Consider the following 22,926-nt stretch of genomic DNA (forward strand, 5'->3'; position numbering starts at 1 on the left):
ATGGACCGCAGCCGCGCAGGGAACTCGGACCGCCGCCACCGGGACCGCTGGAACCGCTACCGCTTCCGCAGCGTGTGGGACCTCGACGCCCCGCCCGCCCGGGTCTACGCCGTACTCGAACAGACCGGGGACTACCCCCACTGGTGGCCCCAGGTCCGCGCGGTCGAGCAGATCGACGGACACAGCGGCACCCTGCACATCCGCTCCGTCCTCCCGTACGAGATCCGGACGACCGCCACCGAACTCCTCCGCGACCCCGGCCGGGGCCTTCTGGAGGCTGCCCTGCACGGCGACATCGAGGGCTGGGCGCGGTGGACCGTACGCGCCCGCCGGGGCGCCGGCGGGCGCGGGACACGGGCCCTGTACGAGCAGGAGGTGGAGGTGCGCAGCCCCCTGCTGCGGCGCCTCGCGGTGCCCGCGCGGCCCGCGTTCCGGCTCAACCACGCCCTGATGATGCGGGCCGGCCGGCGCGCCCTCGCCGCCCGTCTGGCGGCCCCACCGGAAGCGGTTTGAACCAGACCCCGTGCCTCTTGTATGGTTCAACTCGTTCCCGGGCGATTAGCTCAGCGGGAGAGCACTTCGTTCACACCGAAGGGGTCACTGGTTCGATCCCAGTATCGCCCACCGGGTCAGGCCGGTCCGTCACACGACGGACCGGCCTTCCGCATCTCCGGGGGCCGTTACCCGTTGGCCGTTGCCCTACGCCGCCGCCGGCAGCTCCGGCCGCAGCGGCCAGTGCGGATCCACCGACTCCGGTGTCCCCTGACGCGCGAACCAGGCCTGCAGGCCGCGCGCCTGCGCCGCGTGCCACACCGCCTGCAGCGTGTGCAGCTCCGCCGGCGTCAGCCGCTCCAGCCGCGCCGCGAACCGGCGCCCCACCGCCCGTACGACCTCCAGCGAGGCCAGCGCGTCCACCGCCGCGTCGTGCGCGCCCTCCAGCTCTATCCCGTAGTGCGCGCACAGATCCGTCAGCGTCCGGCGGCCCTTGCGGTACCGGTCCAGATGCTTGTCCAGCACCCGCGGATCCAGCACCGTCAGCGGCCGGTTGTCCAGATAGCGCGCCAGCGTCGACGCCCGGTGCCGGCGCAACTCCCGGTCCAGCAGCGTCAGATCGAACGGCGCGTTCATCACCACCACCGGCCGGCCGGCCATCTGCTGCTCCCCGAGCGCACGGGCTATCTCCTCCACGACCGGCGCGGGCCACCGCCCGTTGCGCTGGAGGTGGTCATCGGTCAGACCGTGTACTTCCGTGGCGCCCGGGGGCACCGGAATCCCCGGATTGACCAGCCAGCGGGTGGAGCGGACCCGGCCGCCCGCACACTCCTGCACGACGAGAGCGGCGGACACGATCCGGTCCTGCTCCACGTCCACCCCGGTCGTCTCCGTGTCGAATGCGGCCAGCGGCCCCTCGTACCAGCGCGTCATGGCGAACTCCTCGTTACCGATCGGCAGTTGGGTGCAACCGGGCGCCGCCGCCTCGGAACGTGCCACCCTCGCCCGCATCGGTGATACCCGGCCTGTTTGCGCCGTACGCCGTTTGCGGGCCCTCCGGTACGGAGACAACTTCCCTGGGGGACCGCACACATGACCGGTCATCACCCCGTCCACCCTCATTCGGCAGAGCCCGGAAGGCATGGGGAGCCGGCCATGGCGCTCGCGCAGCCCGAACCGGGCGGGATGCTGCAGGGGCGGACCGATCCGCGGACCGGACCGCTGCGCGGCACGCTCGCCACCACCGCCTGCATGGAGACCCTCCAGGTGGGATACCTGCACGCCGTCGCCGCCGCGGCCGGCTGCTCGCTCTCCCAGCCCTTTCCGGACAACGGCATCGACTGGCAGGTCAACCACGGCGCGCCCGAGCACGCAGTCGACGACGAGATCACCATCAAGGTGCAGCTGAAGGCGACCTACCAGATACCGCCCAGACCGGCTGGGCCCACCTTCGCGTTCACGCTCGACAACGAGCACCTGGTGAAGCTGGCCCGCACGCCGGTCGCCGTCCACAAGATCCTCGTCGTGATGCTCGTCCCGCGAGAACGCGACCAGTGGCTGGCCGCCGGCCACGACCGGCTCGACCTGCGGCACTGCTGCTACTGGACCAACCTCGCCGGGCACCCCGTGACCGGCCGGCGCCGGACCACCGTACGGATCCCCACCACGCGGATCTTCGACGACCGGGCCCTGTGCGAGATCATGACCCGGGTCGGGTCGGGAGGGACACCTTGATGCACTGGCACTCACCGAACCTCGAACCGCTGACGTCCCCGTCCGAGTACGGGGACTTCTCCGACTCGGGGACGCCCGATCCCGCACACGTCGACCCGGCCGTGCTGGGGGCCCTGCTGCACCGGCACGGCTGGCAGCGCCGGGGCGGGGCCGCCGGGCGGTACGGGCGGTGGACGCCGCCGGCCCCCCACGGGCCGGCCGGCGGGGGCACCAGCCTCCTCGTCCCGGAGAGCCGGGCCTTCCCCGACAGCTCCGACCTGCTTGAGGAGGCCCTGACCGCGCTCGCGCGCAGCGCGCTGCCGTCAGCGCGGGAGGTGCTGTACGGACTGAGCGTGCCCAGCGACGAGATCCGCTGGGACCGCCGGATCCCGGAGGGCCCCGAGGGGCCGTACGGGCCCCGGGGCGCGGCGGCGTGGACCGTGCAGGAACAGCTCCGCTCAGCTGCCCGGCAGCTCCTGCTCGCCGGGGCCCTCGCGGACCGGGCCAGGGCCGGGTACTACGGGGCCCGCCACCGCCGACAGGCCGAACGCGCCCTGGACGGGGTCCTGGTGGGGCCGGCCCCCGGCGGGCGCAGGCTCACCGCGTACGTCCCGGTGGACGGCGGCCGGGGCACCATGACCCGCCTGCACCACGCCCTGCACGCGGCGCGGGAGGCCGTGGACTACCGGCGGGCCACCGGCGGCATGGAGGCCTTCGACGCGGCGGTCCAGGCCGGGGTCAGCCGGGAGCTGGCCGATGCGCTGATCGCGCTCGTGCGGGGTTCGGAAGGGGCTCGGATCGCCCTGGCCTGGGCGCCGGCGGCCGGGGTTCCGGCGGGGTGCGCGGCCCGGCCGGAGCCGGTGGAGTTCTCGCCGGGGGACCTGCCGGTGCTGCGGGAGGCGGCGGCGCGCTACACCCGGGACGAACCGGCGGTTCCCGTGCGGGTGGCGGGCGCGGTGGTCCGGATGCGGCGCTCGGCCCCGGGCGGCGGGGGCACGATCCGGCTGCGGGTCCTCGCCGGGGCGGAGATCCCGTACGTACGGGCCGTCCTCGACGAGGAGGCGTACCGGGTGGCGGGGCATGCGCATCTGGCGGGGGTGCCGATCCGGGTGAGCGGACGGCTGCAGCGCCGGGGCGGGTTCCGGCGGCTGACCGATGCCGCGGATGTGACGCCGGTGCCGCTGGACGAGGTCGAGCGGGACCGGCTGATGAAGTCGCTGGACGAAGCGCTCGATCCGGGGGACGTCCTCGCGGCGGACGACTGACGGGGGCACAGGGCTCGGCCCCGGACCTTGCGGCCTCAGACGCCGGAGGGGCCTGATGTGAAGGAGGCCATCGTGAGACCCGGGGCGGGGGAGAAGTCCGGGCCGCGGGTGAAGCCCAAGCGGGTGTACAAGGTCAGCGCGGGGGTGTTCGCCGCCCCCGTCGTGACCGTGACCGTGCGGTGGGGGAGCAGCTCGGACAGGACGTGGCGGAGCAGGAGCGAGGCGGCGCCGCGGCGGAACCAGGCCGGGGACACGCAGAGGCGGTCGATGCAGGCGCTGCCGTCCGGCTCCTCCTGCCACGCCAGGAAGCCGGCGATCCCGCCGTCCTGCGCGACCGCGCCGAGCCAGTGCAGCGGCTGCTCCCGCATCTGCGCGAGGCTCTCGCGCAGCGCCGGGATGCCGTCGAAGCCGATCAGCTCCGCCTCCACCGCGTACGCGGCCCGGCCGATCCGGTGCACCGCCGTCGCCGTGGCGTCCTCGGCCAGGTCCAGCCGCCGGACGTCGAGCGGGCTCTGCACGGGCACGATTCCTCCGGAGTGACGGGCGGGGGCGCTGCGGGTCCACCGTAACGAACCCGGCAACGCACAACCGTTTCGCGGCGGAGCCTCTCGGCTCGGTACGATTCAGGCGCGCAGCGTTCGCTCGCGCATCCCCTGAGTCAGGAGAGACCGGTGTCAGACGTCCGTGTGATCATCCAACGCGATTCCGAGCGGGACGAGCGCGTGGTGGCCACGGGCACTACGGCGGCCGAGCTCTTCGCCGGCGAGCGCACCATCGTCGCCGCGCGCGTCGCGGGCGAGCTCAAGGACCTTGCGTACGCCGTCCAGGACGGCGAGATCGTCGAGCCCGTCGAGATCTCCTCCGAGGACGGCCTGAACATCCTGCGCCACTCGACCGCGCACGTCATGGCGCAGGCCGTGCAGGAGCTGTTCCCCGAGGCCAAGCTGGGCATCGGCCCGCCGGTCCAGAACGGCTTCTACTACGACTTCGACGTGGCCCGGCCCTTCACCCCGGAGGACCTCAAGGCCATCGAGAAGAAGATGCAGGAGATCCAGAAGCGCGGGCAGAAGTTCTCCCGCCGCGTCGTCACCGACGAGGCGGCCCGCGAGGAGCTCGCCGACGAGCCGTACAAGCTCGAGCTCATCGGCATCAAGGGCTCCGCCTCGACCGACGACGGTGCGAACGTCGAGGTGGGCGGCGGCGAGCTGACCATCTACGACAACCTGGACGCCAAGACGGGCGAGCTGTGCTGGAAGGACCTCTGCCGCGGTCCCCACCTGCCCACCACCCGCAACATCCCGGCGTTCAAGCTGATGCGCAACGCGGCCGCCTACTGGCGCGGCAGCGAGAAGAACCCCATGCTCCAGCGCATCTACGGCACCGCGTGGCCCTCGAAGGACGAGCTGAAGGCCCACCTCGACTTCCTCGCCGAGGCCGAGAAGCGCGACCACCGCAAGCTCGGCAACGAGCTGGACCTCTTCTCCATCCCGGACGAGATCGGCTCCGGCCTGGCCGTCTTCCACCCGCGCGGCGGCATCATCCGCCGGACCATGGAGGACTACTCGCGCCGCCGGCACGAGGAAGAGGGCTACGAGTTCGTCTACTCCCCGCACGCCACCAAGGGCGCGCTGTTCGAGAAGAGCGGCCACCTGGACTGGTACGCGGAGGGCATGTACCCCCCCATGCAGCTCGACGGTGGTACCGACTACTACCTCAAGCCCATGAACTGCCCGATGCACAACCTGATCTTCGACGCGCGCGGCCGCTCCTACCGCGAACTGCCGCTGCGCCTGTTCGAGTTCGGCACCGTGTACCGGTACGAGAAGTCGGGCGTGGTCCACGGCCTGACCCGCGCCCGCGGCTTCACCCAGGACGACGCGCACATCTACTGCACCCGTGAGCAGATGGCCGAGGAGCTCGACCGCACCCTCACCTTCGTGCTGAACCTGCTGCGCGACTACGGTCTGACCGACTTCTACCTGGAGCTGTCCACCAAGGACCCGGAGAAGTTCGTCGGCTCGGACGAGGTCTGGGAGGAGGCCACCGCGGTCCTCCAGCAGGTCGCCGAGAAGCAGGGCCTCCCGCTGACCCCCGACCCGGGCGGCGCGGCCTTCTACGGCCCGAAGATCTCGGTGCAGGCGCGCGACGCCATCGGCCGTACCTGGCAGATGTCGACCGTCCAGCTGGACTTCAACCTGCCGGAGCGGTTCAACCTCGAGTACACCGCGCCCGACGGCTCCCGCCAGCGGCCGGTCATGATCCACCGCGCACTGTTCGGCTCCATCGAGCGGTTCTTCGCCGTGCTGCTGGAGCACTACGCGGGCGCCATGCCGCCGTGGCTGGCCCCGGTCCAGGCCGTCGGCATCCCGATCGGCGACGGGCACGTGGAGTACCTGCAGGAGTTCGCCGCCGAGGCGAAGAAGAAGGGCCTGCGGGTCGAGGTGGACGCCTCGTCCGACCGGATGCAGAAGAAGATCCGGAACCACCAGAAGCTCAAGGTCCCGTTCATGATCATCGTCGGTGACGAGGACATGGCCGCGGGCACCGTCTCCTTCCGCTACCGCGACGGTTCGCAGGAGAACGGCATCGCCAAGGACGAGGCCCTGGCCAAGCTCGCCAAGGTCGTCGAGGACCGCGTCCAGGTCTGACGGGCGCAGCGGCCCTCGCAGGGGCCTATCGAGGGGGCCCCGGGGAACTTCCGTTTCCCGGGGTCCCCTCGCCGCCTTCCTCGCCCTCCTCGCGGAAGACCTGGATCAGCCAGGACGAGAACGCACCCGTCACCGCCCCGAGCAGGGCCAGGCCGCAGACCATCAGGCCGACCGCGATCACCCGTCCGGTCGGGGTCACGGGGGCCACGTCCCCGTAGCCGACCGTCGTCAGGGTCTGGACCACGCACCACGCCGAGTCCCCGAAGGTCTGGATGGGGGAAGCCGGGTCCGTCCGCTCGCTCTGGTAGATGCCGAGCGAGCCGGAGAAGCCCAGCAGCACCGAGGTGAGCCCGGCGTACGTGATCACCCGCGGGTACAGGCTGCGGCGCGGTCGGTGCCCCTTGGCCCGGATCGCGTCGTGGACCTTGACCAGGCGCAGCGGCCGCAGCGTGGGCAGGAGGACCACCACGGCGTCCAGCCAGTGCCGGCGGACGAAGCGCCGCGGTTTCTCGCCGCTCAGGACCAGCCGGATCAGGAAGTCCGCGAGGAAGCAGCCCCAGGTCACCAGGATCGCGACCGCCGCGACGTCCTGCCAGATGTGCTCGGTGTCGGTGGCCAGGACGCGGACGGCGTACCCGGCCATGAAGACCAGGGAAGCGTAGAAGAGCGGCAGCTCGGTACGCCGCTCCCAGACTCGATCACGGGGCTCTGCTTCGGCACGCATGGGCCCAGCATCGCGGTGCCGGTGGCCGTCTTCCCCCCGGCGACACGCCCTGACGGGGCAAGGTCATATGCTGCATCCCATGACGACTGAGCCGGAGCAGCAGATCGGTGTGGGCACGCAGGACGCGTTCCAGCGTCTGTGGACGCCCCACCGGATGGCGTACATCCAGGGGGAGAACAAGCCGACCGGTCCGGAGGCCGGGGACGGCTGTCCCTTCTGTGGGATTCCGGACATGTCCGACCAGGACGGCCTGGTCGTGGCCCGGGGCAAGCACGTCTACGCGGTGCTCAATCTGTACCCGTACAACGGCGGCCACCTGATGGTCGTCCCGTACCGACACGTCGCCGATTACACGGAGCTCGACGCGGCGGAGACGGCCGAGCTGGCCGATCTCACCAAGCGGGCCATGATCGCGCTGCGCAAGGCGTCCGGGGCGCACGGGTTCAACATCGGCATGAACCAGGGCGCGGCCGCGGGGGCCGGCATCGCGGCGCACCTGCACCAGCACATCGTGCCCCGCTGGGGCGGGGACACGAACTTCATGCCGGTCGTCGGCCACACCAAGGTGCTGCCCCAACTCCTGGCGGACACCCGCCAGATGCTCGCCGACGCCTGGCCCAACGACTGAGAGCTCCGGGTGCCGCAGGCCGGCCGCTCGCGCGTACCGGCCGCGGCCCGGAGGGTCCTGCCTAGGCGTCGTACGCGTCCGCCTTGCGCGGGGCGGCGTCCTGGACGAGCCCGCTGACGATCATCGAACGGTTGCTGAAGCGGTCGATGTCGGCGCCGTTCTCCTCGAGGACCCGCATCGCGGCCGCGTGCACCGCCCGCAGGACGGGGGTGGCGGCCCGCAGCGCGTCGTCGGCCATGAAGCGGTGGCGCCAGGGCTGGCCCGCCCAGACGTGGCGCAGGCCGAAGGGCTCGGGCAGGACCAGCTTGCCGCCGAAGAAATCGAGGATCGGCGGGAACCAGGTCAGCGGGGCGCGGACTGAGAGGCGGACCACTTCCTGGGCGTCCACCAGGGGCAGCGAGCGCTCCACGGTCTCCCAGAACCGGACGGATTTCGGTACCTCGATCTTCGGGGCCGCGGACTTGCTGGTGAACAGGCCGTGCACCGGTCCGAGCGCGTGGCCGGTCACCTCGACGCGCAGGGTCTTGTACAGCACGGTGACCGTCACCAGCATGGTGATCACCAGCTGGCCGTCCCAGAGCGGGTACTGGATGCCGAGGTAGTGCCGGTTGCCGCCGCTGAACTGCTGCTCGTTGCAGATCCGGGTGATCTCGTGGGCCTTGATGAGGAAGGTGTCCACGTCGGCGCCGGTGGGGCGGGCCACCTCCGCGGCGCCTTCGCCGACCGGGGTGACGATCCAGTGCTGGATCGAGGCGGGCGGCAGGCCGCCGGTGTGCAGCGGGCCGCGCTCGAGCTTGCGCAGCTCGGTGTCGATGGCTCGTATGACGTCCCAGCTGCGGAAGGGGTGGATCTCGGCGCCCTCCGTCCTGGGGGCCAGTTCCTCGGCCATCTGCCAGCTGCCCCAGCGGGTGCCCATGCCGAGGATGCCCTTGGGGCCGGCGTAGAAGACGGAGTTGCTGCGGTCCTCGGCCGTGAGTTTCGCGAGCGAGTGACGCAGGTCTTCGCGGGCCTTCTCGTCGGGGTTGCCGGGCACGGCCTCCGGAATCTTGGCGCCGATGCCGTCGCCCGCGAGCAGACCGTCCCAGCGGGAGCGCAGGTCGGCGGCGGTGGCTTCACAGATCCGGCGGGCGAGTAGCCATCCCGCGGCGGGGACGATGATCATGCCCCGCAGGTAGAGGCCGAAGAAGCCGGTGAACGGCAGGCGGAACATGAGGACGGCCGCCACGACGGCGATGCCGACGAGGACCAGGGTGCCCAGCCAGGACGAGCGCTTGCCCTCGCCCTTGGCCAGCGTCTTGCGGAGCTGGAAGAGGCCCAGCCACAGCAGCAGGCCGGGCAGGAACAGCACCCCGGCGACCAGCATGACCAGGCGCAGCTTGCGGTCGCGCTCCTTGCGGATGCGGGAGGCGGCCAGGCAGTGCTCGACGACGGTCTGCGGGTCCAGTCCGAAGGACTGGATGAGCGGTTTGCGCCCGGAGGCGAGGGTGCGGGCCTCGACGGCACGGCAGAAGGCCTCGCCCAGGCTGGGCTCGAAGAGCGAGATCTTGGGCGGTTTGATCGTGGACTTGTGGTACTCGTTGTCGGCCTTGAGTATGTCGGACAGCTTGCTGTCCTTGCCGCCGTCCCGGTACGCGGCCGACGCGAGGGCGTTGGTCGCCGCGGTCTGGCCGCCGGCCCCCTGCAAGGGGATCTGCGCCCCGGGCCTGAAGTCGAATCCGTCGTCCGCCACCGTTGCCCCCATCGCTGTGCGTTGTGCTCTTTTGCCGCGCAGATGAGCCTATCGGCGTATCTCTTCCCATGGTCATGGGACAGGGAAATGCCGCCCACCGCAAGCGGGTTGGGTGGGCGGCCCCTGGCGCTATGTCAATCAGGTTCCCTTCTCGGCCTGTTCACGCACCTTGTCGGCGATCTGGGGCGGCATGGGCTCGTGCCGGGCGTAGGCGCGGGTGAACCGGCCCGTGCCGTGCGAGACCGAGCGCAGTTCGACGGCGTACCGGCCGATCTCGATCTCGGGGATCTCGGCGCGGACACAGGTGCGGCCGGGGTCTGCCTGTTCGGTGCCGACGACGCGGCCGCGGCGGCCGGCGAGGTCGCTCATGACGGCGCCGACGTACTCGTCGGGGACGAGCACGGCGAGCTCGGCGACCGGCTCGAGGAGGTGGATGCGGGCCTCGGCGGCGGCTTCGCGCAGGGCCAGGGCGCCCGCGGTCTGGAAGGCGGCGTCGGAGGAGTCCACCGAGTGCGCCTTGCCGTCGAGGAGGGTGACGCGTACGTCGACCAGCGGGTAGCCGGCCGCGACCCCGCGGGCGGCCTGGGTGCGTACGCCCTTCTCGACGGACGGGATGAACTGGCGGGGCACTGCGCCGCCGACGACCTTGTCGACGAACTCGATGCCGCTGCCGGGCGGGAGCGGTTCGACCTCGATCTCGCAGATGGCGAACTGGCCGTGTCCGCCGGACTGTTTGACGTGGCGGCCGCGGCCGGCGGCCTTGGCGCCGAACGTCTCGCGCAGGCTCACCTTGTGCGGGACGGGGTCGACCTGGACCCCGTAGCGGGTGCGCAGCCGTTCGAGGGCGACGTCCTGGTGGGCCTCGCCGAGGCACCACAGGACGACCTGGTGGGTGTCCGGGTTCTGTTCCAGCCGCATCGTTGGGTCCTCGGCGACGAGCCGGGCCAGGCCCTGGGAGAGCTTGTCCTCGTCGGCCTTGCTGTGGGCCGCGATGGCGAGGGGGAGCAGGGGGTCGGGCATCGGCCAGGGCTCCATGAGCAGGGGCCGGTCCTTGGCCGAGAGGGTGTCGCCGGTCTCGGCGCGGCTGAGTTTGGCCACGCAGGCGAGGTCACCCGCGATGACCTGCGTGAGGCTGCGCTGCTGTTTGCCGAAGGGGGAGGTGAGGGTGCCGATCCGTTCGTCCACGTCGTGGTCCTCGTGCCCGCGGTCCGCCAGACCGTGGCCGCTGACGTGCACGGTCTCCTCGGGGCGCAGGGTGCCGGAGAAGACGCGGACGAGGGAGACGCGGCCGACGTAGGGGTCGGAGGAGGTTTTGACGACCTCGGCGACGAGGGGCCCGTCGGGGTCGCAGGTGACGGCCGGGCGGTCGGCGCCGTCCGGGGCGGTGACGGCGACGGCGGCGCGCTCGAGGGGCGTGGGGAAGCCGCCGGTGACCAGTTCCAGGAGTTCGACGGTGCCGAGGCCCTGGCGGGCGCCGTCGGTGGCGGGGGCGGCCATCAGGACGGGGTGGAAGGTACCGCGGGCCACGGCGCGCTCGAGGTCGTCGACGAGTGTCTTGATGTCGATGTCCTCGCCGCCGAGGTAGCGGTCCATGAGGCTCTCGTCCTCGCTCTCCGCGATGATCCCCTCGATGAGGCGGGAGCGGGCGTCGGAGATGAGGGCGAGCTCGTCGGGCGCGGGGTCGCGCTCCACGCGCTCCCCGGAGGTGTAGTCGTACACGCGCTGGGAGAGCAGGCCGAGCAGGCCGGCGACCGGCGCGTGCCCGTCGGGGCCGGGGGGCCCGTACAGGGGCAGGTAGAGCGGGATGACGGCGTCGGGGTCCTCGGCGCCGAAGATCTCGCCGCAGACGGTGGTCATCTGCGCATAGTCGGCCCGGGCGGCCTCCAGATGGGTGACGACGATGGCGCGGGGCATGCCGACGGCCTCGCACTCGTCCCAGACCATGCGGGTGGCGCCGTCGATGCCGTCGGAGGAGGAGACGACGAAAAGGGCCGCGTCCGCGGCGCGCAGACCGGCCCTGAGCTCGCCGACGAAGTCGGCGTATCCGGGGGTGTCCAGGATGTTGATCTTGATTCCGCCCCATTCGACGGGGACGAGGGACAGCTGTACGGACCGCTGCTGCCGGTGTTCGATCTCGTCGTAGTCGGAGACGGCGGTGCCGTCCTCGACCCGGCCGGCCCGGTTGACGGCGCCTGCCGTCAGGGCGAGGGCCTCGACCAGCGTGGTCTTGCCGGCTCCGCTGTGGCCGACCAGCACGACGTTCCGTACGGACGACGGCCGGTCGACCGTCGGTGCCCTGCCGGCGGCTCCGGCTTGGTGTGATGTGGCTCCCATGGTGCTCGTGCCTCCCGGTGTGACGGTGAGGAGGTTGATCGGGGTCCTTCGAGCTTTGCACTGGCGTCACACTGCGTCCATACGTAGTACCCGGCGCCGTCCGGAGCGTGTCGCGTGCATGGACCGGCGATTGTCTGGCGCGAACCGGTGGGTGCGCGGCATTGGGGGCCCGGGGCGCTGGCTACGATGGGCCAGCCGGTGGCCGATGTGGCCGTGCGGCCCAGCGACCCTCCGGGAAGGCCATGCTGAACAAGTACGCGCGTGCATTCTTCACGCGTGTTCTCACGCCATTCGCCGCTTTTCTCCTCCGGCGGGGGGTGAGCCCGGACGCGGTCACCCTGATCGGCACGGCCGGAGTGGTGGCGGGAGCGCTGGTCTTCTTCCCCCGGGGAGAGTTCTTCTGGGGCACGATCACCATCACCCTGTTCGTGTTCTCCGACCTGGTGGACGGGAACATGGCCCGCCAGGCAGGCGTCTCCAGCCGCTGGGGCGCCTTCCTCGACTCGACGCTCGACCGGGTGGCCGACGCGGCGATCTTCGGCGGCCTCGCGCTCTGGTACGCGGGCAACGGGAACGACAACGTGCTGTGCGCGGTGGCGATCTTCTGCCTGGCCAGCGGCCAGGTGGTCTCGTACACGAAGGCCCGCGGCGAGTCGATCGGGCTGCCGGTCGCCGTCAACGGACTCATCGAGCGCGCCGAGCGGCTGGTGATCTCGCTGGTCGCGGCCGGCCTGTCCGGGCTGGAGACCTTCGGGGTGCCGTCCTGGATCGGGGTGCTGCTGCCGATCGCGCTGTGGGTCGTGGCGGTGGGCTCGCTGGTCACGCTGATCCAGCGGGTGGTCACCGTACGCCGTGAGGCGGCGGAGGCCGACGCCGCGGCCTCCGTGGCCGAGGGCGGCGCGGCCTGATGGGCCGGGTGCAGGACAAGCTGGTCGACGGCCTGTACGGGCTCGGCTGGGCCGGGGTGAAGAAGCTGCCGGAGCCGGCCGCGGTGGCCCTCGGCCGCCGGATCGCCGACTATGCGTGGAAGAGGCGTGGTAAGAGCGTGCTGCGGCTGGAGTCGAACCTGGCTCGAGTCGTACCGGACGCCGGGCCGGAGCGGCTGCGGGAGCTCTCGCAGGCCGGCATGCGCTCGTACATGCGCTACTGGATGGAATCCTTCCGGCTGCCGACGATGGACCCGGAGCGCTTCAGCACGGACGTCGAGTTCAAGGACGAGCACCTCCTGCGCGAGGCACTCGCCTCCGGGCGCGGGGTCGTCGTCGCCCTGCCGCACCTGGCCAACTGGGATCTCGCCGGAGCGTGGGCCATCGGCCACATCGGCGTCCCGTTCACCACGGTCGCCGAGCGGCTCAAGCCGGAGACCCTCTACGACCGCTTCGTGGCCTACCGGGAGAGCCTCGGCATGGAGGTGCTGCCCCACAGCGGCGGCGCGGCCTTCGGGACCCTGGCCCGCCGGCTCCGCTCCGGAGGCCTGGTGTGCCTGGTCGCGGATCGCGACCTGTCGGCCTCCGGGGTCGAGGTGGATTTCTTCGGTTCGGCGGCGCGCATGCCGGCCGGGCCGGCGCTGCTGGCGCAACAGACGGGGGCGGTGCTGCTCCCGGCGACCCTGCACTACGGCGACTCGCCGAAGATGTACGGCCGGATCCACCCCGAGGTGGCGGTGCCGAAGGCGGGGACCCGGGCCGAGCAGACGGCCGTCATGACCCAGGCCGTGGCCGACGCCTTCGCCCAGGGGATCGCCGAGCACCCGGAGGACTGGCACATGCTGCAGCGGCTGTGGCTGGACGACCTGGAGGAGCGCTCCGAGTGAAGATCGGCATTGTCTGCCCCTACTCGTGGGACGTGCCCGGCGGCGTCCAGTTCCACATCCGGGACCTCGCCGAGCACCTGATCCGCCTCGGCCACGAGGTATCGGTGCTGGCCCCGGCGGACGACGAGACTCCGCTGCCGCCGTACGTGGTCTCGGCCGGGCGGGCGGTGCCGGTGCCGTACAACGGGTCGGTGGCCCGGCTGAACTTCGGCTTCCTGTCGGCGGCCCGGGTGCGGCGATGGCTGCACGACGGCGTCTTCGACGTGATCCACATCCACGAGCCGGCCTCGCCGTCGCTGGGACTGCTGTCCTGCTGGGCGGCGCAGGGCCCGATCGTGGCCACGTTCCACACCTCGAACCCGCGCTCGCGCGCCATGATCGCCGCGTACCCGATCCTCCAGCCGGCGCTGGAGAAGATCAGCGCGCGGATCGCGGTGAGCGAGTACGCGCGCCGCACGCTGGTCGAGCACCTGGGCGGGGACGCGGTCGTGATCCCCAACGGCGTCGACGTGGACTTCTTCGCCAAGGCCGAGCCGAATCCCGCCTGGTCCGGGCAGACCCTCGGGTTCATCGGCCGGATCGACGAGCCCCGCAAGGGCCTGCCGGTGCTGATGGCGGCCTTCCCGCGCATCGTGGAGGAGTGCCCGGACGTACGGCTCCTCGTGGCCGGGCGCGGCGACGAGGAGGAGGCGGTCGCCTCCCTGCCCGCCGACCTGCGGGCGCGGGTGGAGTTCCTCGGCATGGTCTCCGACGAGGACAAGGCGCGGCTGCTGCGCAGCGTCGACGTCTACGTGGCCCCGAACACCGGCGGTGAGAGCTTCGGCATCATCCTCGTCGAGGCGCTTTCGGCGGGGGCCGCGGTGCTCGCCTCCGACCTGGACGCGTTCGCGCAGGTCCTGGACCAGGGGTCGGCGGGGGAGCTGTTCACCAACGAGGACGCGGACGCGCTGGCCGCCGGCGCGGTGGCCCTGCTGCGCGACCCGGCCCGCCGGGCGGAGCTCAGCGCCCGCGGCTCGGCGCACGTACGCCGCTTCGACTGGTCCACGGTCGGCGCGGACATCCTCGCGGTCTACGAAACGGTGACGGACGGCGCGGCGGCGGTGGCCACGGACGAGCGCGTCCGCCTGCGCACCCGCCTCGGCCTCACCCGGGACCCGTCGGCCTGACGGACCCCTCACGGGGCCCGGCGGGCCGCGGCCGGGCCGGCCGGGGCGCAGCCGTGGGAGGGGCGCGTCGACGAGGAGGGTATTGTCGCGGGCCGTGATCGAAACCCTTGTCTGGACTGCCCTGGCGCTCGGCGTCATCGGGGTCTACCTCAGCTGGACCGCCGGACGGCTGGACCGGCTGCACTCGCGGATGGACGCCGCCCGCGCCGCCCTCGACGCGCAGCTCGTGCGGCGCGCCTCGGTGGTGATCGAGGTGGCCGCCTCCGGGGCGCTCGACCCCGCCTCCTCGATCGTCCTGTACGAGGCCGCCCACGCCGCCCGCCAGGCCGAGGAGGAGCACCGGGAGGTCGCCGAGAGCGAGCTCAGCCAGGCGCTGCGCGCGGTGTTCTCCGATGCCGCCCAGGTCGAGGTGCTCAAGGCCGCCCCCGGCGGCGAGGCGGCCGCCGAGGAGCTGGCCGCGGCGGTCCGCCGGGTGCCCATGGCGCGGCGGTTCCACAACGACGCCGTACGGGCCGCCCGGGCGCTGCGCCGCCACCGCAAGGTCCGCTGGTTCCGGCTGGCGGGCCACGCCCCGTTCCCGCTCGCGTTCGAAATGGACGATGAGCCTCCGGCGGATCTTGCCGACCGGCCGTAGCGGCCCCGGGCGGCCCTAGTTGTACCCAAAGGCCAATTCGAAAGAGGCCACCGGCTCCTCATTGGCCCTTGCGGTGGACTGGTCGGGGACGGTTTGCTCGGCGGAGTACCACCGCAGCACTTGCGCGGAGTACCACCGCAGCGCCCGTCTTCCCTTCGAGTGAGGTCAATCCGTGAGCACGCTTCCCTCCACCCCGCAGTCCGCTGAGTCCGCGATCGGCACCTCCCGCGTCAAGCGCGGCATGGCCGAGCAGCTCAAGGGCGGTGTGATCATGGACGTGGTCAACGCCGAGCAGGCGAAGATCGCCGAGGACGCCGGCGCCGTGGCCGTCATGGCCCTGGAGCGGGTCCCCGCCGACATCCGCAAGGACGGCGGCGTCGCGCGCATGTCGGACCCGAACATGATCGAAGAGATCATCGAGGCCGTCTCCATCCCGGTCATGGCCAAGTCCCGCATCGGCCACTTCGTCGAGGCCCAGGTCCTGCAGTCCCTCGGCGTCGACTACATCGACGAGTCCGAGGTCCTGACCCCGGCCGACGAGGTCAACCACTCCGACAAGTGGGCGTTCACCACCCCCTTCGTCTGCGGTGCCACCAACCTGGGCGAGGCCCTGCGCCGCATCGCCGAGGGCGCGGCCATGATCCGCTCCAAGGGTGAGGCCGGTACCGGCAACGTCGTCGAGGCCGTCCGCCACCTGCGCCAGATCAAGAACGAGATCGCCCGCCTGCGCGGCTACGACAACAACGAGCTGTTCGCCGCCGCCAAGGAGCTGCGCGCCCCGTACGAGCTCGTCAAGGAGGTTGCCGAGCTCGGCAAGCTCCCGGTCGTGCTGTTCTCCGCCGGTGGCGTCGCCACCCCGGCCGACGCCGCCCTGATGCGCCAGCTCGGCGCCGAGGGCGTCTTCGTCGGCTCCGGCATCTTCAAGTCGGGCGACCCGGCCAAGCGCGCCGCCGCCATCGTGAAGGCCACCACCTTCTACGACGACCCGAAGATCATCGCGGACGCCTCCCGCAACCTGGGCGAGGCCATGGTCGGCATCAACTGCGACACCCTCCCCGAGTCCGAGCGCTACGCCAACCGCGGCTGGTAATCACCATGACCAACCCCGTCATCGGTGTCCTGGCCCTCCAGGGCGACGTACGGGAACACCTGATCGCCCTGGCCGCGGCGGACGCCGTGGCCAGGCCGGTCCGGCGTCCCGAGGAGCTCGCCGAGGTCGACGCCCTGGTGATCCCCGGCGGCGAGTCGACGACCATGTCGAAGCTCGCCGTCCTGTTCGGCATGCTGGAGCCGCTGCGCGAGCGCGTGCGGGCCGGCATGCCGGTCTACGGCACCTGCGCCGGCATGATCATGCTCGCCGACAAGCTGCTCGACGGCCGTGAGGACCAGGAGACGCTGGGCGGCATCGACATGATCGTCCGCCGCAACGCCTTCGGCCGCCAGAACGAGTCCTTCGAAGCGAAGATCGATTTCGCCGGCATAGCAGGCGGCCCGGTCGAGGGCGTCTTCATCCGCGCCCCGTGGGTCGAGTCGGTCGGAGCCTCCGCCGAGGTGCTCGCCTCGTACGACGGCCACACGGTCGCCGTGCGTCAGGGCAACGTCCTCGCCACCTCGTTCCACCCCGAGCTGACCGGCGACGACCGAGTCCACGCGTACTTCGTCGACATGGTGCGCGCGGGGCTGTAATCAGGTCCCGGTAGGATCTGAGGTGAACACTGTTGGTTACGCGAAGGAGACAGGCGGATGTCCGGCCACTCTAAATGGGCTACGACGAAGCACAAGAAGGCCGTGATCGATGCCAAGCGCGGCAAGCTCTTCGCGAAGCTGATCAAGAACATCGAGGTCGCGGCCCGTATGGGCGGTGCCGACATCGACGGCAACCCGACGCTCTTCGACGCCATCCAGAAGGCCAAGAAGAGCTCGGTCCCGAACAAGAACATCGACTCCGCGGTCAAGCGCGGCGGTGGTCTCGAGGCCGGCGGCGCCGACTACGAGACGATCATGTACGAGGGCTACGGTCCGAACGGTGTCGCGGTGCTCATCGAGTGCCTCACCGACAACCGCAACCGTGCCGCGTCCGACGTGCGTGTCGCCATGACCCGCAACGGCGGCTCGATGGCCGACCCGGGCTCGGTCTCGTACCTGTTCAACCGTAAGGGTGTCGTCCTGCTGCCCAAGGGCGAGCTCTCCGAGGACGACGTCCTCGGTGCGGTGCTCGAGGCGGGTGCCGAAGAGGTCAACGACCTCGGCGACACCTTCGAGATCATCAGCGAGGCCACCGACATGGTTGCGGTCCGCACCGCGCTCCAGGAGGCGGGCATCGACTACGACTCGGCCGACTCCAACTTCCTGCCGACCATGCAGGTCGAGCTGGACGAAGAGGGCGCGCGCAAGATCTTCAAGCTGATCGACGCGCTGGAGGACAGCGACGACGTGCAGAACGTCTTCGCCAACTTCGACGTCTCGGACGAGGTCATGGAGAAGGTCGACGCCTGATCGGGCATCAGCGGCGGGCCGACGGGGACACACCCCGTCGGCCCGCCGCTTTGTCAGTGCCACCGGTTAGCCTGCACGCACTGGTTGTCGAAGGAGGGTGGGGCGTGCGCGTACTCGGCGTGGACCCGGGGCTGACCCGGTGCGGTGTCGGCGTGGTCGAGGGCGTCGCCGGCCGTCCGCTGACCATGCTCGCGGTGGGGGTCGTACGGACGCCCGCGGACGCGGAGTTGGGACACCGGCTCGTCGCGATCGAGGCGGGCATCGAGGAGTGGCTCGACGAGCACCGGCCCGAAGTCGTCGCCGTGGAGCGGGTGTTCAGCCAGCACAACGTCAGGACGGTGATGGGGACCGCCCAGGCGAGCGCCGTTGCCATGCTCTGCGCCGCGCGCCGCGGGATACCGGTCGCCCTGCACACCCCCAGCGAGGTCAAGGCCGCCGTCACCGGCTCCGGCCGGGCCGACAAGGCACAGGTCGGGGCGATGGTGACCCGGCTGCTGCGGCTCTCCGCCCCGCCCAAGCCGGCCGACGCCGCGGACGCCCTCGCGCTTGCCATCTGCCACATCTGGCGGGCCCCCGCCCAGAACCGCCTCCAGCAGGCGGTCGCCCTGCACGCCTCGAAAGGCCGCCCCTCATGATCGCCTTCGTCAGCGGCCCGGTCGCCGCGCTCGCCCCCACCCTGGCCGTGATCGAGGTCGGGGGAGTGGGCATGGCCGTGCAGTGCACGCCGAACACCATCGCCGGCCTGCGGATCGGCGAGAAGGCGCGGCTGGCCACGTCGCTGGTCGTACGGGAGGACTCGCTGACGCTGTACGGCTTCGCCGACGACGACGAGCGACAGGTCTTCGAACTGCTGCAGACCGCGAGCGGGGTGGGGCCGAGGCTCGCGCAGGCGATGCTGGGGGTGCACAGTCCGGATGCGCTGCGGATGGCCGTCTCGACGGGGGACGAGAAGTCGCTGATGGCGGTGCCGGGGATCGGCAAGAAGGGCGCGCAGAAGCTGCTGCTGGAGCTGAAGGACAAGCTGGGCACCCCGCTGGTGGGCGCGCAGCGCGCCCCTGTGGCGGCGGGTCCGGCGCCGTGGACGGAACAGCTCGCAGCGGCCCTGATCGGCCTGGGCTACGCCTCCCGGGAGGCGGAGGAGGCCGTCTCGGCGGTCACCCCGCAGGCGGAGGCGGCCATTGCCTCCGGCGGGTCGGCCCCGGTGCCCCAGCTGCTGCGGGCGGCCCTCCAGTCCCTGAACCGCGCGCGCTGACGGGGCTGCCCTGCGCGGGTCGCCCCTCCCCGCCCTGCCGCCGTTCTCCCCCGGACTCCGTCCGGGGGACCTCCAGGCTCGATCGCCGGGGCGCGGCTCCAAAGATCCGGGGCCGCGGCCCGGGGCCTGGTACGGGCGCCGCGCCGGGGCTCTGGAGGGCGGAGCCGCCGGCGCAGGGATCCGGGCAGGGTCCCCGGGGGCGCCTCCCCGCGGCAGCCGGGGGAGAAACGGTGCGCGGGCGGGGCGGGGGGAAACACCGCGCAGCGGGGCAGTCCCGGCCACCGCCCCGGCAGCCTGTGCGGGCCCCGCACCCGGCAGGACCCGGACCGACCACCGCAACGACGCAGAAGGCAGACTGACAGCGTGAACTGGGATGACGAGAGCGACGACCGGATCGTGGCGGCGGCAGCGGACGGCGAGGACACCGCCGTCGAGGCGGCCCTGCGCCCCAAGGACCTCGGCGAGTTCGTCGGCCAGGAGAAGGTCCGCCAGCAGCTCGATCTGGTGCTGAAGGCGGCCCGCCAGCGCGGCGCCACCGCCGATCACGTCCTGCTCTCCGGTGCGCCCGGCCTCGGCAAGACCACCCTTTCCATGATCATCGCCGCCGAGATGGGCGCGCCCATCCGGATCACCTCCGGCCCCGCCATCCAGCACGCCGGCGACCTCGCCGCGATCCTGTCCTCCCTCCAGGAGGGCGAGGTCCTCTTCCTCGACGAGATCCACCGCATGTCCCGGCCCGCCGAGGAGATGCTCTACATGGCCATGGAGGACTTCCGCGTCGACGTGATCGTCGGCAAGGGGCCCGGAGCCACCGCCATCCCCCTCGAGCTGCCGCCCTTCACCCTCGTCGGGGCGACGACCCGCGCCGGCCTGCTCCCCCCGCCCCTGCGCGACCGCTTCGGATTCACCGGGCACATGGAGTTCTACGCCCCCGAGGAGCTGGAACGCGTCATTCACCGCTCCGCCCGCCTCCTCGACGTGGAGATCGACACCGCCGGCGCCGCCGAGATCGCCGGCCGCTCCCGCGGCACCCCGCGCATCGCCAACCGCCTGCTGCGCCGGGTCCGGGACTACGCGCAGGTCCGGGCCGACGGCGTGATCAACCGCGAGGTGGCCGGCACCGCCCTGCAGGTGTACGAGGTGGACGGGCGCGGGCTCGACCGGCTCGACCGGGCCGTGCTCGAAGCCCTGCTCAAGCTGTTCGGCGGCGGTCCCGTCGGGCTGTCCACGCTCGCCGTCGCCGTCGGCGAGGAGCGCGAGACCGTGGAGGAAGTGGCCGAGCCGTTCCTGGTACGGGAGGGACTGCTCGCCCGCACCCCCAGGGGCCGGGTGGCGACCCCCGCCGCATGGGCTCACCTGGGACTCGTCCCGCCGCAGCACGGCGGGAGCGGATCAAGCGGACAACAGGGCTTGTTCGGGGCCTGACGGCGCGGAGGTTCGCCCGCTCAGGAACTGCGGTGCCATGCTGGGCGTTGTTCCATCGGTGCGGACTCGCCTAGACTCCGCCGATGCCGACCCTTCAGGTCGGTATGCCCACCCCCGTAGAAAAAGGCCGTCTCCCGTGCGGTCGTGCGAAGGATCTCCGTCCCGTGAATCTCGTGACACTCCTCCCGTTCATCGTGCTCATCGGGGCGATGTTCCTGATGACCCGCTCCGCGAAGAAGAAGCAGCAGGCGGCCGCGCAGATGCGTGACCACATGGTGCCCGGCACCGGTGTCCGCACCATCGGCGGCATGTACGCCACGGTGAAGGAGATCGGCGACGACACCGTCACCCTTGAGGTGGCCCCCGGTGTTCACGCGATCTACGCGAAGAACGCCATCGGCGCCGTCCTGGAGGATGCGGAGTACAACCGCATCGTCCACGGCACCGGTGATGATCTGACGATCGACACGCCGGTCGTCCCGGACGACGCCTCCTCGCTGACCCTGGACAAGGACGCGGACAAGGACGCGGACAAGCCCGAGGGCGACGCCCCGAAGCTCGACCTGGGCAAGAAGGACGAGCCCAAGGCCGACGAGCCCAAGGCCGACGCGTCGGACGACACGGAGCCCAAGGACGGCAAGGCCGACGGCGAGGCCGGCACGAAGTAGCGCGCGGCAGGGGACCGCGAAGGCGCCTGACCGGCGGCCGGCGCGGTCCCCGTCAGTGACACTTCTGCGGGGGGCAGGGGTCCCCACCACACATTTTCGTGGCCGTCCGCGCGCTGACCCGGCGCGGGGCGGTTGGACAGGGAGATACGACAAGGTGGCAGCACCGAAGAAGGGCCGGCGGCCCACGGGGGCTCAGGGGAGGCCGGGGCGCGCCCTGGCCATCATCCTGATCGCGATGGTGGCGCTCACCGCGGGGATGTTCCTCACGAAGCAGACGACCCCCCGGCTCGGCATCGACCTCGCGGGCGGTACGAGCATCACGCTCAAGGCCAAGAGCGAGCCCGGCAAGCCGGACGCGATCAACAAGACCAACATGGAGACGGCGGTCGGCATCATCGAGCGCCGTGTCAACGGTCTCGGCGTGTCGGAGTCCGAGGTCCAGACCCAGGGCCGCGACCACATCATCGTGAACATCCCCAAGGGGACGAACGAGAAGCAGGCTCGCGAGCAGGTCGGTACCACCGCCCAGCTGTACTTCCGCCCCGTCCTGGCCTTCGCCGACGGTGCCCCGGCAGCCCCCGCGGCCACGCCGAGCCCCTCCGCGAGCAGCTCCGGCGCCCCGAAGGCCGAGAGCAGCGGCAAGCCCGGCGCCCCGGCCACCCCGTCGTCCAGCGCCACTTCCCAGGGCCGTGTGCTCAGCGAGGCCCTCAAGGCCCCGGCCGCCACCGCCACTCCCTCGCCCTCGGCGAGCGAGTCGAAGAAGGCAGACGACAACAAGGCTCCGGCCCCGACCCCGGCCCCGTCGGGCATCGAGGCGGCCGCCGCCGACCTGCAGGCGAAGTTCGCCGCGCTGGACTGCACCAACGAGGCGCAGCGCACCGCCGCCGGCAAGGGCGCCAAGCCCGAGGACGCGACGCTGGCCTGTGGCAAGCGCGGCGACGCGTGGGGCAAGTGGATCCTCGGCCCCGCCGGTGTCGCCGGTACGGACGTCAAGGACGCCAAGGGCGTCATCGACCCGCAGCGCGGCCAGTGGATCGTCACGATGCAGTTCACCGACAAGGGCGCCGACAAGTTCGCCAAGATCACCGGTGAGCTGGCCACCAAGCAGATGCCGCAGAACCAGTTCGCGATCGTGCTCGACGGCGAGGTCGTCTCCGACCCGTCCGTCAGCCAGGCGCTGACCGGCGGCAACGCCGAGATCTCCGGCGGCTTCGACCAGCAGTCCGCGCAGGACCTGGGCAACATGCTCTCGTACGGCGCCCTGCCGCTCTCCTTCAGCGAGGACAGCGTCACCACCGTCACCGCCGCGCTCGGCGGCGAGCAGCTGAAGGCCGGCCTGATCGCCGGTGCCATCGGCCTCATCCTCGTCGTGATCTACCTGCTCGTGTACTACCGGGGCCTGGCCTTCATCGCCATCGTCAGCCTCCTGGTGTCCGCGATCCTGACGTACTCGATCATGGCGCTGCTCGGAAAGGGCATCGGCTTCGCGCTGAACCTGCCCGCCGTCTGCGGTGCGATCGTCGCGATCGGCATCACGGCGGACTCGTTCATCGTGTACTTCGAGCGCATCCGCGACGAGATCCGCGAGGGCCGCACCCTGCGTCCGGCCGTGGAGCGGGCCTGGCCGCGCGCCCGGCGCACCATCCTGGTGTCCGACTTCGTGTCGTTCCTGGCCGCCGCGGTGCTGTTCATCGTCACCGTCGGCAAGGTGCAGGGCTTCGCCTTCACCCTGGGTCTGACCACCCTGCTCGACGTGGTCGTGGTGTTCCTCTTCACCAAGCCGATCATGACGCTGATGGCCCGTACGAAGTTCTTCTCCAGCGGTCACCCCTGGTCCGGACTGGACCCGAAGCGGCTCGGCGCCAAGCCGCCGCTGCGCCGGTCCCGCCGTACCGGCTCCGGTTCCGTCACCGCTCCCGTCGACGCAAAGGAGGCGTGA

22 protein-coding genes and 1 tRNA gene are annotated in these 22,926 nt (G+C 71.6%); 18 read left to right on the plus strand and 5 right to left on the minus strand.

The window, feature by feature from the left end; genetic code table 11:
• A complete protein-coding gene (locus tag ACZ5WG_RS37615) occupies positions 1-513 on the plus strand; it encodes an SRPBCC family protein (protein WP_468729159.1) in 513 nt (170 codons plus the stop codon).
• A gap of 39 nt (positions 514-552) precedes the next feature.
• Positions 553-624 (plus strand) — tRNA-Val (locus ACZ5WG_RS37620).
• A gap of 75 nt (positions 625-699) precedes the next feature.
• On the opposite strand, the gene ACZ5WG_RS37625 is transcribed toward ACZ5WG_RS37620, so the two are convergent.
• Positions 700-1,425 carry an exonuclease domain-containing protein gene (locus ACZ5WG_RS37625; RefSeq protein ID WP_468729160.1) on the minus strand — a complete coding sequence of 242 codons (726 nt, stop codon included), beginning with the start codon at positions 1,423-1,425 and terminating at the stop codon, positions 700-702.
• Between the two features lie 222 nt (positions 1,426-1,647).
• On the opposite strand from ACZ5WG_RS37625, the gene ACZ5WG_RS37630 reads away from it, so the two are divergent.
• Together ACZ5WG_RS37630 and ACZ5WG_RS37635 are read left to right on the plus strand one after the other, a co-directional pair.
• Positions 1,648-2,226, plus strand: a complete 579-nt coding sequence (locus tag ACZ5WG_RS37630) for a DUF4365 domain-containing protein (protein WP_468729161.1) — start codon at positions 1,648-1,650, stop codon at positions 2,224-2,226.
• Positions 2,226-3,470: a hypothetical protein gene (locus tag ACZ5WG_RS37635; protein ID WP_468729162.1), complete on the plus strand. Its 1,245-nt coding sequence runs from the start codon at positions 2,226-2,228 to the stop codon at positions 3,468-3,470. The genes ACZ5WG_RS37630 and ACZ5WG_RS37635 overlap by 1 nt, the downstream gene beginning before the upstream one ends.
• Positions 3,471-3,505: 35 nt before the next feature.
• Here ACZ5WG_RS37635 and ACZ5WG_RS37640 read toward each other — a convergent pair whose 3' ends face one another.
• Entirely contained in the window at positions 3,506-3,994 is a 489-nt protein-coding gene (locus ACZ5WG_RS37640) for a GNAT family N-acetyltransferase (protein ID WP_468729163.1), read from the minus strand.
• A 147-nt stretch (positions 3,995-4,141) separates the two neighbouring features.
• Here ACZ5WG_RS37640 and thrS point away from each other — a divergent pair, with 147 nt between their 5' ends.
• Positions 4,142-6,118 carry a threonine--tRNA ligase gene (gene thrS, locus ACZ5WG_RS37645; RefSeq protein WP_468729164.1) on the plus strand — a complete coding sequence of 659 codons (1,977 nt, stop codon included), beginning with the start codon at positions 4,142-4,144 and terminating at the stop codon, positions 6,116-6,118.
• Between the two features lie 25 nt (positions 6,119-6,143).
• Here thrS and ACZ5WG_RS37650 read toward each other — a convergent pair whose 3' ends face one another.
• Positions 6,144-6,842, minus strand: coding sequence for a potassium channel family protein (locus tag ACZ5WG_RS37650; RefSeq protein ID WP_468729165.1), 699 nt, complete (start codon positions 6,840-6,842; stop codon positions 6,144-6,146).
• Positions 6,843-6,909: 67 nt separating this feature from the next.
• Between ACZ5WG_RS37650 and ACZ5WG_RS37655 the strand changes: the two genes are divergently transcribed.
• Positions 6,910-7,470 carry an HIT family protein gene (locus tag ACZ5WG_RS37655; RefSeq protein WP_468729166.1) on the plus strand — a complete coding sequence of 187 codons (561 nt, stop codon included), beginning with the start codon at positions 6,910-6,912 and terminating at the stop codon, positions 7,468-7,470.
• Between the two features lie 61 nt (positions 7,471-7,531).
• Here ACZ5WG_RS37655 and ACZ5WG_RS37660 read toward each other — a convergent pair whose 3' ends face one another.
• Positions 7,532-9,199, minus strand: a complete 1,668-nt coding sequence (locus ACZ5WG_RS37660) for a hypothetical protein (protein WP_468729167.1) — start codon at positions 9,197-9,199, stop codon at positions 7,532-7,534.
• A 138-nt stretch (positions 9,200-9,337) separates the two neighbouring features.
• Positions 9,338-11,533, minus strand: a complete 2,196-nt coding sequence (locus tag ACZ5WG_RS37665; RefSeq protein WP_468729168.1) for an elongation factor G-like protein EF-G2 — start codon at positions 11,531-11,533, stop codon at positions 9,338-9,340.
• A 242-nt stretch (positions 11,534-11,775) separates the two neighbouring features.
• Here ACZ5WG_RS37665 and pgsA point away from each other — a divergent pair, with 242 nt between their 5' ends.
• The 12 genes from pgsA to secD all read left to right on the plus strand — a co-directional run bounded on the left by pgsA (position 11,776) and on the right by secD (position 22,926).
• Positions 11,776-12,441, plus strand: a complete 666-nt coding sequence (pgsA, locus tag ACZ5WG_RS37670; RefSeq protein WP_468729169.1) for a phosphatidylinositol phosphate synthase — start codon at positions 11,776-11,778, stop codon at positions 12,439-12,441.
• A complete protein-coding gene (locus tag ACZ5WG_RS37675; protein ID WP_468729170.1) occupies positions 12,441-13,346 on the plus strand; it encodes a phosphatidylinositol mannoside acyltransferase in 906 nt (301 codons plus the stop codon). Before pgsA ends, ACZ5WG_RS37675 begins: the two co-directional genes overlap by 1 nt.
• On the plus strand, positions 13,343-14,512 hold the full coding sequence (locus ACZ5WG_RS37680) for a glycosyltransferase family 4 protein (RefSeq protein WP_468729171.1): 1,170 nt from the start codon (positions 13,343-13,345) through the stop codon (positions 14,510-14,512). Before ACZ5WG_RS37675 ends, ACZ5WG_RS37680 begins: the two co-directional genes overlap by 4 nt.
• Positions 14,513-14,606: 94 nt before the next feature.
• Positions 14,607-15,146: a hypothetical protein gene (locus ACZ5WG_RS37685; RefSeq protein WP_468729172.1), complete on the plus strand. Its 540-nt coding sequence runs from the start codon at positions 14,607-14,609 to the stop codon at positions 15,144-15,146.
• Between the two features lie 172 nt (positions 15,147-15,318).
• Complete coding sequence (gene pdxS, locus ACZ5WG_RS37690; protein WP_030294529.1) at positions 15,319-16,236, plus strand: pyridoxal 5'-phosphate synthase lyase subunit PdxS; 918 nt, start codon at positions 15,319-15,321, stop codon at positions 16,234-16,236.
• Positions 16,237-16,241: 5 nt separating this feature from the next.
• Positions 16,242-16,832: a pyridoxal 5'-phosphate synthase glutaminase subunit PdxT gene (pdxT, locus tag ACZ5WG_RS37695; RefSeq protein ID WP_468729173.1), complete on the plus strand. Its 591-nt coding sequence runs from the start codon at positions 16,242-16,244 to the stop codon at positions 16,830-16,832.
• Positions 16,833-16,889: 57 nt separating this feature from the next.
• Positions 16,890-17,642, plus strand: a complete 753-nt coding sequence (locus ACZ5WG_RS37700) for a YebC/PmpR family DNA-binding transcriptional regulator (RefSeq protein ID WP_468729174.1) — start codon at positions 16,890-16,892, stop codon at positions 17,640-17,642.
• Between the two features lie 104 nt (positions 17,643-17,746).
• Entirely contained in the window at positions 17,747-18,277 is a 531-nt protein-coding gene (gene ruvC, locus ACZ5WG_RS37705) for a crossover junction endodeoxyribonuclease RuvC (protein WP_468729175.1), read from the plus strand.
• Positions 18,274-18,894: a Holliday junction branch migration protein RuvA gene (gene ruvA, locus ACZ5WG_RS37710; RefSeq protein WP_468729176.1), complete on the plus strand. Its 621-nt coding sequence runs from the start codon at positions 18,274-18,276 to the stop codon at positions 18,892-18,894. Before ruvC ends, ruvA begins: the two co-directional genes overlap by 4 nt.
• A 363-nt stretch (positions 18,895-19,257) precedes the next feature.
• Positions 19,258-20,319 (plus strand): Holliday junction branch migration DNA helicase RuvB, encoded by a 1,062-nt coding sequence (gene ruvB / locus ACZ5WG_RS37715; RefSeq protein WP_389411761.1) that lies wholly within the window; start codon positions 19,258-19,260, stop codon positions 20,317-20,319.
• 164 nt (positions 20,320-20,483) lie between these two features.
• Positions 20,484-20,987, plus strand: a complete 504-nt coding sequence (yajC, locus tag ACZ5WG_RS37720; RefSeq protein ID WP_468729177.1) for a preprotein translocase subunit YajC — start codon at positions 20,484-20,486, stop codon at positions 20,985-20,987.
• 154 nt (positions 20,988-21,141) lie between these two features.
• On the plus strand, positions 21,142-22,926 hold the full coding sequence (gene secD, locus ACZ5WG_RS37725; RefSeq protein WP_468729178.1) for a protein translocase subunit SecD: 1,785 nt from the start codon (positions 21,142-21,144) through the stop codon (positions 22,924-22,926).

This window comes from Streptomyces sp. NPDC032745, assembly GCF_055579465.1.